The 13,364-nt window shown below is 62.9% G+C and carries 13 protein-coding genes; 9 read left to right on the top strand and 4 right to left on the bottom strand.

Features of this window, described 5'->3' with window-relative positions:
- Window positions 1-2 precede the first annotated feature (2 nt).
- Genes paaC through paaA form a run of 3 tightly spaced genes read right to left on the bottom strand, consistent with a single transcriptional unit; the run spans window position 3 to window position 2,040 of the window.
- Window positions 3-764: a 1,2-phenylacetyl-CoA epoxidase subunit PaaC gene (gene paaC / locus AC1RRJ_RS21355; RefSeq protein WP_493126502.1), complete on the bottom strand. Its 762-nt coding sequence runs from the start codon at window positions 762-764 to the stop codon at window positions 3-5.
- Window positions 764-1,051 carry a 1,2-phenylacetyl-CoA epoxidase subunit PaaB gene (gene paaB / locus AC1RRJ_RS21350; protein ID WP_493126500.1) on the bottom strand — a complete coding sequence of 96 codons (288 nt, stop codon included), beginning with the start codon at window positions 1,049-1,051 and terminating at the stop codon, window positions 764-766. Before paaB ends, paaC begins: the two co-directional genes overlap by 1 nt.
- A gap of 2 nt (window positions 1,052-1,053) precedes the next feature.
- Window positions 1,054-2,040 carry a 1,2-phenylacetyl-CoA epoxidase subunit PaaA gene (gene paaA / locus AC1RRJ_RS21345; protein WP_493126498.1) on the bottom strand — a complete coding sequence of 329 codons (987 nt, stop codon included), beginning with the start codon at window positions 2,038-2,040 and terminating at the stop codon, window positions 1,054-1,056.
- 125 nt (window positions 2,041-2,165) lie between these two features.
- On the opposite strand from paaA, the gene paaG reads away from it, so the two are divergent.
- From paaG to tdh, 7 genes are all read left to right on the top strand, one after another.
- Window positions 2,166-2,957: a 2-(1,2-epoxy-1,2-dihydrophenyl)acetyl-CoA isomerase PaaG gene (gene paaG / locus AC1RRJ_RS21340; RefSeq protein WP_493126496.1), complete on the top strand. Its 792-nt coding sequence runs from the start codon at window positions 2,166-2,168 to the stop codon at window positions 2,955-2,957.
- Window positions 2,958-2,975: 18 nt separating this feature from the next.
- Entirely contained in the window at window positions 2,976-4,982 is a 2,007-nt protein-coding gene (gene paaZ, locus AC1RRJ_RS21335; protein WP_493126494.1) for a phenylacetic acid degradation bifunctional protein PaaZ, read from the top strand.
- 42 nt (window positions 4,983-5,024) lie between these two features.
- On the top strand, window positions 5,025-6,311 hold the full coding sequence (gene paaK / locus AC1RRJ_RS21330; protein WP_493126492.1) for a phenylacetate--CoA ligase PaaK: 1,287 nt from the start codon (window positions 5,025-5,027) through the stop codon (window positions 6,309-6,311).
- The gene (locus AC1RRJ_RS21325; RefSeq protein WP_493126490.1) at window positions 6,308-6,613 is read left to right on the top strand and encodes an EthD family reductase; all 306 of its coding nucleotides are present in this window, start codon (window positions 6,308-6,310) and stop codon (window positions 6,611-6,613) included. Before paaK ends, AC1RRJ_RS21325 begins: the two co-directional genes overlap by 4 nt.
- A gap of 97 nt (window positions 6,614-6,710) precedes the next feature.
- Window positions 6,711-7,274 carry a helix-turn-helix domain-containing protein gene (locus AC1RRJ_RS21320; RefSeq protein ID WP_493126488.1) on the top strand — a complete coding sequence of 188 codons (564 nt, stop codon included), beginning with the start codon at window positions 6,711-6,713 and terminating at the stop codon, window positions 7,272-7,274.
- A gap of 72 nt (window positions 7,275-7,346) precedes the next feature.
- A complete protein-coding gene (kbl, locus tag AC1RRJ_RS21315) occupies window positions 7,347-8,552 on the top strand; it encodes a glycine C-acetyltransferase (RefSeq protein ID WP_493126486.1) in 1,206 nt (401 codons plus the stop codon).
- Complete coding sequence (tdh, locus tag AC1RRJ_RS21310) at window positions 8,549-9,628, top strand: L-threonine 3-dehydrogenase (protein WP_493126484.1); 1,080 nt, start codon at window positions 8,549-8,551, stop codon at window positions 9,626-9,628. Before kbl ends, tdh begins: the two co-directional genes overlap by 4 nt.
- 77 nt (window positions 9,629-9,705) lie before the next feature.
- On the opposite strand, the gene AC1RRJ_RS21305 is transcribed toward tdh, so the two are convergent.
- On the bottom strand, window positions 9,706-10,542 hold the full coding sequence (locus AC1RRJ_RS21305; protein WP_493126482.1) for a M55 family metallopeptidase: 837 nt from the start codon (window positions 10,540-10,542) through the stop codon (window positions 9,706-9,708).
- 444 nt (window positions 10,543-10,986) lie between these two features.
- Here AC1RRJ_RS21305 and AC1RRJ_RS21300 point away from each other — a divergent pair, with 444 nt between their 5' ends.
- Both AC1RRJ_RS21300 and AC1RRJ_RS21295 read left to right on the top strand, forming a co-directional pair.
- Window positions 10,987-12,546, top strand: coding sequence for an AMP-binding protein (locus tag AC1RRJ_RS21300; protein ID WP_493126480.1), 1,560 nt, complete (start codon window positions 10,987-10,989; stop codon window positions 12,544-12,546).
- A complete protein-coding gene (locus AC1RRJ_RS21295; RefSeq protein WP_493126478.1) occupies window positions 12,485-13,363 on the top strand; it encodes an enoyl-CoA hydratase/isomerase family protein in 879 nt (292 codons plus the stop codon). Before AC1RRJ_RS21300 ends, AC1RRJ_RS21295 begins: the two co-directional genes overlap by 62 nt.
- Window position 13,364: the final 1 nt, after the last annotated feature.

The raw sequence follows: 13,364 nt of genomic DNA, 5'->3' as shown, positions 1-13,364 counted from the left end.
CGTCACCAACGCGCATCGGGGTAGCGAAGCGGCAGGTGCTGCATCACAGCGAGCAAGTGTCCCAGATGCTCGCTGTGATGCCCGCCGCGCCCGCCAGTGACCGGGCGCGGCAGCGACGGAAGCGGGAGGCCTGCTTCGTCGAGCACTGCTTTCAGTCGCGCGTCGAAGGCGGGACGAAGCGCGGTGCGATCGGCGGCGATGCCCCGTTCGACGAGGGTGGTTTCGAGATCGTCGGTCTGGAACAGTTCATCGACGAAGCGCCAGTGCCAGTCGAGCCCGTCGATCATCCGCGCGCGGCTTTCTTCGGTGCCGTCGCCCAGCCGGACGACCCACTCGCTCGCGAGTTCGAAATGATAGCGCACTTCCTTGACCGCCTTGGCCGCAATCTCGGCGATGCGGCCGTCTACGGATTGCTGCAGCCTGTCGAGCAACCGCTCGTGATGATTGGAATAGAGGAATTGGCGCGCGATCGTGCGCGCGAAATCGCCGTTCGGTTGCTCGACCATCAGGCAGTTTCGATAGGCGAGGGCGTCGCGGTGGAAGGCCAGCTGGTCGGCGTCGCGGCTCAGCGCGTCGGCGCCCCCGGCAAGATCGAGGAACAGGGTGGCCTGCCCGATCAGATCGAGTGCGATATTGGCGAGGCTGAGGTCGACCTCCAGCGTCGGCGCGTGGCCGCACCATTCGGACAGGCGCTGGCCCAGAATGAGCGCATCATCGCCAAGGCGCAGCAGATATTCGAAGCGCGGATTTTCGAGCGCAGGCATCAGATATTCTTCACCGTTTCTGGAATGTCGTAGAAGGTCGGGTGGCGATAGATTTTGGATTCCGCGGGTGCGAACAGTGCCGCTTCCTCTCCTGGATCACTCGCCGCGATGTCGGCCGAACGCGCGGCCCAGATGCTCACCCCCTCCATCCGCCGCGTATAGGTGTCGCGCGCATGGCGCAGCGCCATCGCGGCGTCGGGCGCCTGGACGCTGCCAACATGGCGGTGCGACAGCCCGCCGCGCGCGCGGATGAAAATTTCCCAGAGCGGCCAATTATGTGCGGTCATGGTCAGGCTGCCTTTTGCGCCGCGCGGCGTGCCTCATGGGCGTCTGCGGCATCGCGGACCCAGGCATTGTCGTCCCACGCGCGGCGGCGCGCCTCCATGCGTTCCTTGGCGACAGGGCCTTCGCCGCGGACGACCGCGTAAAATTCCTCCCAGTCGACGGCGCCGAAATCATGTTGGCCGCGCGCTTCGTTCCACGCGAGCGCGGGATCGGGAATCTTCAGGTCCAGAAAGTCGGCCTGCGGTACGGTGACATCGACGAATTTTTGGCGCAGCGTGTCGTTGCTGTCGCGCTTGATCCGCCAGCGCATCGACTGCTCACTGTTGGGTGAATCCGCGTCGGGCGGGCCGAACATCATCAGTGCGGGCCACCACCAGCGGTCGAGCGCATCCTGCGCCATCGCGCGCTGGTCCGCAGTGCCCTGCGCCAGCGTCATCATAATCTCATAGCCTTGGCGCTGGTGAAAACTTTCTTCCTTGCAGACGCGCACCATCGCACGGGCATAGGGGCCATAGCTGGTGCGCTGGAGCGGCACCTGGTTCATGATCGCGGCGCCATCGACCAGCCAGCCGAGCGCGCCGATGTCAGCCCAGGTCAGCGTCGGATAGTTGAAGATGGTGCTGTATTTGGCGCGGCCCGAATGGAGCGCGTCGATCATCTCGCCGCGGCTGGCGCCCAGGGTTTCGGCCGCGCAATAGAGGTAAAGGCCATGACCGCCTTCGTCCTGCACCTTTGCGAGCAGCACGACCTTGCGACGCAGCGACGGCGCGCGGGTGATCCAGTTCCCCTCGGGCAACATGCCGACAACCTCGCTGTGCGCATGTTGCGATATCTGGCGGATCAGCGTGCGGCGATAGGCTTTGGGCATCCAGTCTTTGGGCTCGATGAAGGCGTCGGCTGCGACCCGCGCCTCAAAGGCATCGACCAACTCCTGAGGCTCGCCGGTGACGAGGTCCGGCGTCGCGCTTTTCTGTAGTTCGGTTGTGTACATGGTCCGGCTCCTCGATCGGCGGGTTATCATTAGCCGTCCGATCGGTCAATAAATTATAGTCATGTTCAATAGGCGTTGCAAAATATTATCTGACCGGTCATTCTATTAATAAGGAGGATATCTGGATGGATTATGACTCGATCGGATTCGTTTGCGCTGACGGCTTCGCGCAAATCACCTTGTCGCGCCCCGACCGGCTCAATGCCTTCACCGCAGCGATGCATGAGGAGTTGGCCGACGCGCTGTCGCGGGTCGAGGCCGACCCGGCCATCCGCGCCCTTTTGCTCACCGGCGCGGGGCGCGGTTTCTGCGCTGGACAGGATCTGTCGGATCGCGCCGTGGCGCCGGGGGGCGAGGGGGTTGATCTGGGGGCTTCGGTCGAGCTTTATTATGCCCCGCTGATTCGCCGCCTCGCGGATATGCCGAAGCCGGTCGTCTGCGCGGTCAATGGTGTCGCGGCGGGGGCGGGGGCCAATATCGCCCTCGCGTGCGACATGGTGATCGCAGCGCGGTCGGCGCGCTTCATTCAGTCTTTTGCCCACATCGGCCTCATCCCCGATTCAGGGGGTACCTGGGTGTTGCCGCGATTGATCGGACAGGCGCGCTCGCTCGGTCTCGCGCTCACCGGCGAGCCGCTTTCCGCCGAACAGGCCGAACGTTGGGGGCTGATCTGGAAGGTGGTCGACGATGACGCGTTGATGGCCGAAGCCACCGCGATCGCGGCGCGCTTTGCTGCCGGGCCGACACGCGGCCTCGCCGAAACCAAGCGGCTGATCCGCCAAAGCGCATTGCGCAGCCTTGCCGACGAGCTCGATCTCGAACGCGATGCCATGCGCGAGCTCGGCGCCAGCGCAGATTATCACGAAGGCGTCGCTGCCTTCATGGCGAAACGTCCGCCGGTCTTCACCGGCCGCTGACCACTGAAGGAACGACAGATGACACGAATATTGAGCAGTTATGCAGCGGACAGCTGGCGCGCGACGCAGGGTGAGCTGGTCGATATCCGATCAGCGTTGACCGGTGAAACGGTCGCGCAAAGCGGCAGCGATGGTCTCGATTTTGCGGCGATGCTGGGCCATGCACGCGGCGTTGGCGGTCCGGCGCTGCGCGCGATGAGTTTCCAGCGCCGCGCCACGATGCTGAAGGCGCTCGGCGCCGCGATCATCGAACGCAAGGAAGAGCTGTACGCGCTGTCGGCCGAAACCGGCGCGACACGACAGGATGGCTGGATCGATATCGAGGGCGGGGCAGCGACGCTGCTCGCGCTCGCCTCGCGCGGGCGCAAGGAATTGCCCGACGATGTGATCCTGACCGACGGCGATTTCGAACCGATCGGCAAGCGTGGCACTTTCGCCGGTCAGCATGTTTACACGTCGTTGCAGGGCGCGGCGGTGCATATCAACGCGTTCAACTTCCCGGTCTGGGGCATGCTAGAAAAGCTTGGTCCCGCGCTGCTCGCGGGCGTCCCGGCAATCGTCAAGCCGGCGACGGCCACGGCGCAGGTCGCCGAGGCCGCGTTTCGCATCCTGATCGAGGCGGGCGTGCTTCCCGCGGGCGCGGTGCAACTTGTCGTCGGGTCGGTCAGCGATCTCATCGACCATCTTGGGGGGCAGGACCTCGTCTCCTTCACCGGTTCGGCCGAGACGTCTGCACGGATCCAGGGGCACCCGGTTTTCGCCCGCGAAGGCGTACGCTTTGTTGCCGAGCGCGATAGCCTCAATGCTTCGATCCTCGGTCCCGACGCCGCGCCGGGTACGCCTGAATTTGACCTGTTCGTGGCCGAGGTGGTCAAGGAAATGACGATCAAGGCGGGGCAGAAATGCACCGCGATCCGTCGCGCGATCGTGCCTGCCGCGCATCTCGACGCGGCGGAGGCGGCGCTTGTCGCTGCACTCGCCAAGGTCGTCGTCGGTGATCCGGCGGTTGAGGGTGTGACGATGGGCGCGCTCGCCAGCATGGGCCAGCGCGCCGATGTGCTTGCGAAGGCGCGGCAGCTTGGTGCTACGTCGCGGCTCGTGTTCGGCGTGCTCGATAGCGCCGACAGTGTGGGCGCCTTCGTCGCGCCGATGCTTTTCCGCGCCGACGACGCATGGGCCAGCGCGGCACATGACGTGGAAGCCTTTGGCCCCGTCGCGACGCTGATGCCCTATCGCGATCTTGCCGAAGCCGTCGCGCTCGCCAATCGCGGCAAGGGCGCTCTCGTCCTGTCCTGCTTCACATATGACACTGCGGTCGCGCGCGAACTGGTCACCGGCGCGGGGGCGTTCCATGGGCGCATCCTCTTCGTCGATCGTGACAGCGCGCGCGAATCGACCGGCCATGGCTCGCCGCTACCGATGCTGATCCACGGCGGCCCTGGTCGTGCTGGCGGCGGCGAGGAAATGGGCGGGCTGCGCGGAGTCAAACATTATATGCAGCGCACCGCGTTGCAGGGCTCTCCGCGCATGCTGGCGGCGGTGATCGGCAGCCATTTGCCGGGCGCGCCGCAGCCGACAGGAGAGATTCACCCCTTCCGCCTGCGTTTCGATGCGCTGCGCACCGGTTACACGCTGCACACTGTTGCGCGGACCGTCACGCTGGAGGATATCGAGACGTTCGCCCATTTCACCGGCGACACTTTCTATGCCCATATGGACGAGGAAGCGGCGGCGCGCAGTCCCGTCTTCGGCGGGCGTGTCGCGCATGGATATCTGTTGCTGTCCTTTGCTGCTGGCCTGTTCGTAGCGCCGGAAGAGGGGCCGGTACTCGCCAATTACGGGCTCGAGGGGCTCCGCTTCGTGAAGCCGGTCAGGCCGGGTGAGGCAATCAAGGTCGCGCTGACCGTCAAGACGAAGACGCGGCGCTCGCCCGAGATGGGCGAGGTGCGCTGGGGCGTCGCGATCACCAATCAGGATGATGATCTGGTCGCGACCTACGACCTGCTCACGATGAACGCCGTCTGATACCGGCGTGCCGAGCAGGCCTGAGAACGGGAGGGGAAGGCGATGACGGGCGTCGATTATGGGCCAGCCGATCTTGATGCGCTCAGGGCGTTGCAGCTGGAACGGCTCAAGGAAGCGGTCGTTCACTGCTACGCCCATTCGCCGCATTATCGCGCGGCCTTCGACAATGCGGGCGTATGGCCGGGTGATATTGTTTCGCTGGACGACATCCGACGCTTGCCCTTCACGACCAAGGCCGATCTGCGCGCAAATTATCCCTTCGGCATGTTTGCGGTTCCGCAAGATCAGATTGCGCGCATTCATGCGTCGTCGGGTACCACGGGCCAGCCGACTGTCGTTGGCTATACGGCGGTGGACATCCGGATGTGGAGCGCGTTGATGGCGCGGTCGATCCACGCCGCCGGTGGCCGGCCGGGAATGAAGGTGCATATCGCCTATGGCTATGGCCTGTTCACTGGCGGGCTGGGCGCACATTATGGCGCCGAGGCGCTGGGCTGCACGGTTATCCCCATGTCGGGCGGACAGACCGAAAGACAAGTGCAGCTGATCCGCGACTTCAAACCCGATGTCATCATGGTGACGCCCAGCTATATGCTCGCGATCCTCGACGAGTTTCGCCGACAGGGCCTCGACCCTCGTGCCACGTCGCTGCGCTACGGCATTTTCGGCGCCGAGCCGTGGACCGAGGCGATGCGCACGGAGATTGAGAATGCTTTCGGCATCGAGGCGAGCGACATTTATGGCCTGTCCGAAGTCATGGGGCCGGGCGTCGCGCAGGAATTCGTCGGGGCGGCATCGGGCCCGACGATATGGGAGGATCATTTCTATCCCGAGGTGATCGACCCCGATACAGGTGAAGCGCTTCCCGACGGAGAAGAGGGCGAACTGGTTTTCACCTCGCTGACCAAACAGGCGCTGCCGATCATCCGTTATCGCACCCGCGATCTCACCCGCCTGCTGCCCGGCGATATGGGGCCGATGCGCCGTATGGCGAAGATTGCCGGCCGTTCGGACGACATGTTGATCATCCGCGGGGTCAATATTTTCCCGACTCAGATTGAGGAGCAGGTGCTGAAATGCTCCGGGCTCGCCCCGCATTTCCAGATCGAACTGTCGCGCCCCGGTCGCATGGACGAGATTCTGGTCCGGGTCGAGGCGCGCAACGGCGTCGATGTTGCGGCGCAAGGCGAACTACTCGGCCGTCTGATCAAGGATGTGACGGGCGTTAGCGCGCGTACCGAAATCGTCGCGGCCGGGGTCATCCCGCGCTCAGCGGGAAAAGCCGTCCGCGTCGTGGACAATCGCCCGAAGGAGGGGGCAATCCCATGAAGAAGCTGATTATACTTTATACGGCGCCGGAGGACGAGGCGGCCTTCATGGCGTATTATCGGAACGTCCATTTGCCGCTGGTGGAAAAAGTCCCCGGGCTCATCCGTACCGACCTGACCCGGATCAACCGCACGCTCATGGGCGAGGAAGGCAATTTTCTGCTCGTCGAAATGTGCTTCGCCGACGCCGACAGCTTTAAGGCGGCGATGAAGAGTCCGGAAAATGCCGCGACTGGCGCCGATCTCGCCAATTTTGCGGCGGGGATCGTGACGGTGATGGTGGGCGAGGCTCTGGAAGTCTGACGTTCGACGTGGACGGGCGACATGCGGCGTAAAATGCGCTAGCGGCGGGGCATGCAAATGATGATGCTGCACCCCGTCACCAGCCGGGACATCGCCGATGAGCTCTGATGGATCGCCCCAGATCGGGCCCTTCATTCAAGCGTTTCGCAAGCGCCAGTCGCTGACGCTTGATGATCTTGCGCGCATGTCGGGCGTGTCGCGGTCGATGTTGTCGCAGATCGAGCGGGGGCAGGCAAACCCGACGCTCGCGACGGTCTGGTCGCTGGCGACGGCGCTCAAGGTCGATGTCGCGGAACTGATCGGTGTGACCGCGCGCGAAGCGCGGGACCAGATCGAGGTCGCGAGCGAAGCGTTCACGCCCGAGATTCGTACCGATGATGGTTTGTGTACGCTCCGGATCCTCAGCCCCGCCAACCATGCCGAGACGCTGGAATGGTATGACCTGCGCTTCGAGCCCGGCGGCAGCCTGATATCGCAGCCGCATGCGAAGGGGACGCGCGAGCATCTGACCGTGCTGGAAGGTGCGCTGGAGGTGGAGGCCGGCACACAGAAGGTCTCGATCCCGCAGGGTGCGACGGCGCGTTATCTTGCCGACGTGCCGCACACCATAACCAACCGCGGAAAGCGCCGCGCGCGGGCGTTGCTTGTCGTCGCGAGTTAAATAATTTCCATTATAGTGGACTTTTGGTCCACTATCCTGTATATGCGCGGCTTCCGAAATGGGGAGGCCGTGGTGGCAAGTGATTTTTACGACCGTATCGAAGCGGAACTTTCCGCAATCCGCGAAGGCGGGTTGATGAAGCCCGAACGGGTGCTGACGACGCCTCAGGGAGCCGTCGTGCGTATCGAGGGTGGGGCGCCGTCGATGTTCAACCTGTGCGCGAACAATTATCTGGGGCTCGCTGCCGATCCGCGCGTCGTCGAGGCGTCGATCGCGGCGACGCGCGAATGGGGCGCGGGTCTGGCCTCGGTGCGCTTCATCTGCGGCACGCAGTCGATCCACAAACAGCTCGAATCCGCGATCGCCGCCTATCTTGGCTATGAGGATGCAATCCTGTTCGCCGCGGCCTTCGACGCCAATGGCGGCGTGTTCGAACCGCTGCTGGGCGCGGAGGATGCGATCATATCGGATACGCTCAACCATGCCTCGATCATCGACGGGATACGGCTGACGAAGGCCAGGCGCTATCGCTATGCCACCTCCGACATCGTCGGCCTCGAGCGCGTACTGGCTACTGCCCGGGCAGATGGCGCGCGCACGATCCTGATCGCGACCGACGGCGTCTTTTCGATGGACGGCGCGATCGCGTCGCTCGACGCGCTCGCAGAGCTGGCCGAGCGCTTCGGTGCGCTTCTGCTGGTCGATGATTGTCATGCGACGGGCATCCTCGGTGAGCGCGGACGGGGTTCGGGCGCCTATCGCGGTGTCGCGGACAAGGTCGATATCTTGACCGGCACCTTTGGCAAGGCGCTGGGCGGCGCGATGGGCGGCTTCGTCGCGGGGCGCCGGTCGGTCATCGATCTGCTGCGCCAGCGGGCGCGGCCTTATCTCTTCTCCAACGCACTGCCGCCCGCTATCTGTGGCGCGAGCCTCGCCGCGATCGAGATCGCGAATTCGGATGAGGGTGATGCGTTGCGGGGGCGGCTCGCCTCCAACGCGACGCTGTTCCGCGCGCGCCTTACCGATGCCGGCTTCGATTTGCTGCCGGGCGAACACCCGATCATTCCCGTGATGCTCCACGACGCGGCGAAGGCGCAACGCGCGGCGGCCGAACTGATCGAGGCGGGCGTGCTCGTCGCCGGCTTCTCCTATCCCGTCGTGCCGCTCGGCAAGGCGCGCATCCGCACCCAGATGTCGGCCGCGCTGACATCCGATCAGGTCGAGCATGCCGCCGATATCTTCGTTTCGGTCGGCCGCAAGCTGGAGATTGTCGCATGAACGCCCTTGCAACCGCCCCGCTGACCGGAGTCCCGTGCCACGCGACGACAATGCGGGGGCTCGCCAAACTCGAGCCCCGCGAAGGCATATGGGAGACGCAGGCTCCGGTTCCGACGCCGGGCGCTGGTGAGGTGTTGATCCGCGTCCGGCGCACCGCCATCTGCGGGACCGACCTCCACATCTATAATTGGGATGAGTGGGCGGCGAAGACCATCCCCGTGCCGATGATCGTGGGCCATGAATTTTCGGGCGAGATCGTAGAGATCGGCGAAGGCGTTTCCCGTGCGCTGCATATCGGCCAGCGTGTGTCGGGGGAGGGGCATATCATCGATTTCGACAGCAACGCCGCACGAGCGGGCCGCTTTCACCTCGATCCCGGTACCATCGGTGTCGGGGTCAACCGCCAGGGCGCCTTTGCCGAATATCTGTGCATCCCGGCCTTCAACGTCGTGCCGCTCCCCGACGATGTATCGGACGATGTCGGCGCGCTGCTCGACCCTTTTGGAAATGCCGTGCACACCGCGCAGCAGTTCGACCTGATGGGGGAGAATGTGCTGGTCACCGGCGCCGGGCCGATCGGCATCATGGCGGCTGCGGTCGCGCGGCGCGCGGGCGCGCGCTCGGTCGTCATCACCGATATCAACCCCTATCGGCTCGATCTCGCGGCGCGGCTCGCCGATGTGCGATCGGTGAATACGCAGCAGGAAGATCTGCGCGACGTGATGGCGGCCGAAGGCGTCGAGGACGGCTTTGCCGTGGCACTCGAAATGTCGGGCGCACAGCCCGCGATCCGCCAGGCGGTGGACGCGCTGCGGATGGGCGGCGGGCTTGCGATGCTGGGAATTCCCGGCGGCACGATGGACGTCAGCTGGTCCGACATCATCCTGAAGGCGCTGACCATCCGTGGCGTCTATGGGCGCGAGATGTTCGGCACATGGCAGAAGATGTTCGGGCTGATCCGGGGCGGCCTCGATCTGGCGCCATTGATCACCCATCGGCTGGATGCCGCTGATTTCCAGCAGGGCTTCGACGTGATGCGTTCGGGGCAGGCAGGCAAGGTCATCCTGAACTGGTGAACGGCGCTCCCTGGCCTTTCGATCGCCGGTCCGGGTAGTTTCGCCGCTCAGCCGACAAGGCTGAGCGGCGTTTCTGCTTAGGCGAGCTGGGGGCGATCCTTCGGCTGATAGAACATGCCAAAGGAGATGAACTTCATCACCTCTTCCATGTTGCGAAGCGTTGCTCCGATTGACGCCGGACCCGTGCTTTCGACCCAGGGCAGATAGTTCCACATGTCGGCCTGAATGCGGTTCTTGAATTCGAGCTCCACCCGATATTCTGACGGCAGCGACATGAGCGAAATCGCATCGCGGCGCGCGAAGGCGCGTGCGACGCCTTCCTTGATCAATTTTCGCGCGACGGCGGGCTTCAGCGTGTTGATCGCGGCGAGACCATAGGTTTTCTTCGTGACGACCGTCTCGATGTCGGCATTGAGTTCTTTGACGTGATCGATGTAGCTTTCGTCGCCTGACGAGAAGATCGTCTTGATCCCGAAATGCGCGGCGAGCATCGCGTTGAATCCGGTTTCGGAATTGCTTTCGCCGTTAATCCGGATGTCGCGATAGCAGCCGCCATGATAGGTATGGGACAAGAGTCCCGCCGGCGAAAGACTGCTCGTGTGATGTCCGATAAACACGACCACCTCATACGGACCATCTTCAACCCCCTGCATTTGCAGCAGCGGGCGGGGCCAGGATCGGACGGTGCGCATATAGTCGGGCACTTCGTCGATCAGGATATTCTGGCCGGTCCCGTGGCCGTCGGCGACGACGACTTCCTCGACCCCGGCTTCATGCAGAGCCTCGGCGGCGGCGACGACTTCCCCCGTCATCCATTTGCGTGCGGATTGAAACTCCCAGCCCGCGGGCGTGAGCTGGGGGGAGTTGGTGATGCCCGCCACCCCTTCGATATCGGCGGAAATATATGCTCGCATTTCGCTGCTCCATACTATTGAATGAATGTTCATTCATGATGTATCGTCGAACGGTGCGCTGTTCAAGCGGTTCTTGGAGGAGGTGAAGCCATCGTCGGTTACGTGGCCGCAGAGTAAGGGTGGCGCAGTGCGGCTTTGTCGATCGACGTCGCGGGCCGTTGTTTGCAGATTTGTACCGAAGGTGGTGGGTTTTGAAAGCCGCACATGCGGCATTTCTGCGCTCGGTGTCGTATTTCAGGGGCGCTCGCCATCGCATCCGGCATTTCGACTTTACATCGGAAAGTGTTTGTATTAATGATCATTCATTAGCGAAATAATTCGCATGTTTCTATGGTTTTACCAGAAATGTGAGGCCTGCAAGCCCATTGGGGCGCGGGTGGTTTTGGGGGCGATACGCGGGCAATGTCTCAGAATTCGAAAGCCGCAATAGATACGATAAGGGGCATGCTTCTGCGCGCAGCGGAGCAGTGGCCGGATCGAACGGCGCTGGTCTTCGATGCCTCGGGCGATGAATTTACCTTCGCCGAACTGGAAAGCCAGACCGGCCGGATCATGCGCTTCCTTGCCGGGGAGTTCGGCATTGCGGCGGGCGACAGGGTTGCGTTGATGTTGCCGAATGTCAGTGCTTATCCGTTGTTTTGGTTAGCGCTCGCTAGGATGGGCGCGATCACCGTTCCCCTTAACCCGGCTTATCGGACCGAGGATGCACGGCACCTGCTCTCGCATTCGGGGGCGAGCTTGATCGTTACGACGCGTGAGAAGGTCGATCTTGTCGAGGATATCCGGCAAACGTCGGCTGATCTGAAGAGCGCCCTGTTTTTGAGTTCGGGTGGCAGGGATGATCCCTTTTTCGAAACGATCCTGATTGCTCACGGCGCTCCGCCGGAGCCTGACATCGATGCCGATACCGTGACGAATATCCAATATACGTCAGGCACCACCGGCCTGCCCAAGGGGTGCCTGCTCACGAACCGTTACTGGATGCAGATCGCCGGCGTGATCGTTGCGTCGATGAAGCCGGAACTTGGCGGCGACGACGTCGTCCTGACCGCGCAGCCCTTTTCCTACATCGATCCGCACTGGAACCTGGTTGTCACGCTGTGCAGCGGTGCGAAACTGGTCGTGCTGGAACGGTTCCGCCCCTCCCAATTCTGGGGGAAAATCGCCGAGCATGATGTCAGCTTCTTTTACTGCCTCGGCGCGATGCCGACGCTGCTGTTGAAAATGCCGGTGTCGAAGGAAGAGAAGGCGCATCGGGTGAGACGGGTCGTTTGTTCGGGCATTCCGGCCGACCGGCATGCCGAACTGGAGGCGCGATACGGTGTTCCTTGGGTCGAGGCCTATGGCACGACCGAAACCGGCGCGGACATTAGCGATTGGGCGCTGGAAGATCATGCCAGCCTTGTCGGCACCGGCTGCCTCGGCGAAGTGAGCCAATATCGCACCGCGCGCGTCATTGACGAGGATGGTGCGGATGTCGGTGTCGATGAGGTGGGGCAATTGATCCTGAAGGGCCCCGGCATCATGCTGGGTTATTACCGGAATGAGGCGGCGACTGCGGAGGCGATCCGGGACGGCTGGTATCACACCGGCGACCTTGTTCGCCGGGACGCAAGCGGTCGCTTTTTCTTCAGCTCGCGACAGAAGGACATGATCCGCCGCGGCGGCGAGAATATCTCGGCCGCCGAAGTCGAAGCGGTGCTGCAAATGCACCCCGATGTCGTGATCGCGGCCTGTGTGCCCGTGCCGGACGCGCTGCGCGAGGAAGAGGTGAAAGCCTATATCGTGCTGCGCGAGCCGAACAGCGATCTGCCGTCGAAAGTCGCCGATCTCATCACCTTCTCCAGCGACAGATTGGCCCGGTTCAAAATCCCGAGACATTGGGAGTTCCGGGAGGCCCTGCCGATGACGCCATCGGAGCGGGTCAAAAAGAACGAGCTGCATGCCGATGGCAGGCAGGCGAAAAGTTACGACAGGGTGGCGGGTCAGTGGAGCGAATCCTGACAATCAAGCCAATTCAACGAGAGTATCGATAATGACAAATCCAATTAAGTGGCACGTTGATAGCGGCGTCTGCACCGTCACATTGAACCGGCATCTCAAGAAAAATGCGTTTAATCATTCGATGCTGGACGATCTGGTGTCCGTTCTGCGCCGGGCCAATGAGGACGACAACTGCCGGGTGATCCTGTTGAACGCCAATGGGGATAATTTCTCGGTCGGCGACGACCTGATCGACGCCACCGACGAGATGCCCGACGTGACCCAACTCCGCGCTTTCATGGACTCGCTGCAGGATGTTTCGCGCAACCTGATGTTTAACCGCAAGCCCATCGTGGGCGCCTTTCAGGGCTGGGTGGTCGGTGGCGCGGTGTCGTGGGCGCTGAATTGCGATTTTCCGGTCTGGGGGGCGAGCGCCAAAGCCTATCTGCCCGAAACCAACTACGGGATTTTTGCCAGCGGGGGCCTGTCATTCCTGCTCCCGCATCGCGCCGGCCATCTGCTGGCCATGGAAATGTTTTTCAGCGGCGAGCGGTATAGCGCCGATTTCATGCGTGAAAACGGCCTCGCGCTGCGGGTCGTCGCCGACGAGGATTTGCAGGAAGAAGCGCTGCAACTGGCGAAGCGGCTGGCGACATATTCGCCGGCATCACTGGGCGATTATAAGGAATCGATCGTCAGCACCTATCGCGATCGCCTGGAAAAGGCGATCCAGAACGAGTGTTTTCACAGCATCATCGCCAGCCAGAATCCGGCGGTGAAAGAAAAGCTGCATGAGTTCGTGAACGGCCTGTCGAATATTTCCAAAAAGGCGCTGTAAC

Source organism: Sphingopyxis sp. GW821-FHT12C06, from assembly GCF_058807415.1.
The sequence above is the reverse complement of the archived record's forward strand: the minus strand, read 5'-3'. Positions and strand labels throughout refer to the sequence as shown.

Bases quoted from the DNA above. Each gene is read 5' to 3' on its own strand.
- paaC (WP_493126502.1), bottom strand. From the start codon at position 764: ATGCCTGCGCTCGAAAATCCGCGCTTCGAATATCTGCTGCGCCTTGGC.
- paaB (WP_493126500.1), bottom strand. From the start codon at position 1,051: ATGACCGCACATAATTGGCCGCTCTGGGAAATTTTCATCCGCGCGCGC.
- paaA (WP_493126498.1), bottom strand. From the start codon at position 2,040: ATGTACACAACCGAACTACAGAAAAGCGCGACGCCGGACCTCGTCACC.
- paaG (WP_493126496.1), top strand. From the start codon at position 2,166: ATGGATTATGACTCGATCGGATTCGTTTGCGCTGACGGCTTCGCGCAA.
- paaZ (WP_493126494.1), top strand. From the start codon at position 2,976: ATGACACGAATATTGAGCAGTTATGCAGCGGACAGCTGGCGCGCGACG.
- paaK (WP_493126492.1), top strand. From the start codon at position 5,025: ATGACGGGCGTCGATTATGGGCCAGCCGATCTTGATGCGCTCAGGGCG.
- AC1RRJ_RS21325 (WP_493126490.1), top strand. From the start codon at position 6,308: ATGAAGAAGCTGATTATACTTTATACGGCGCCGGAGGACGAGGCGGCC.
- AC1RRJ_RS21320 (WP_493126488.1), top strand. From the start codon at position 6,711: ATGAGCTCTGATGGATCGCCCCAGATCGGGCCCTTCATTCAAGCGTTT.
- tdh (WP_493126484.1), top strand. From the start codon at position 8,549: ATGAACGCCCTTGCAACCGCCCCGCTGACCGGAGTCCCGTGCCACGCG.
- AC1RRJ_RS21305 (WP_493126482.1), bottom strand. From the start codon at position 10,542: ATGCGAGCATATATTTCCGCCGATATCGAAGGGGTGGCGGGCATCACC.
- AC1RRJ_RS21300 (WP_493126480.1), top strand. From the start codon at position 10,987: ATGCTTCTGCGCGCAGCGGAGCAGTGGCCGGATCGAACGGCGCTGGTC.
- AC1RRJ_RS21295 (WP_493126478.1), top strand. From the start codon at position 12,485: ATGCCGATGGCAGGCAGGCGAAAAGTTACGACAGGGTGGCGGGTCAGT.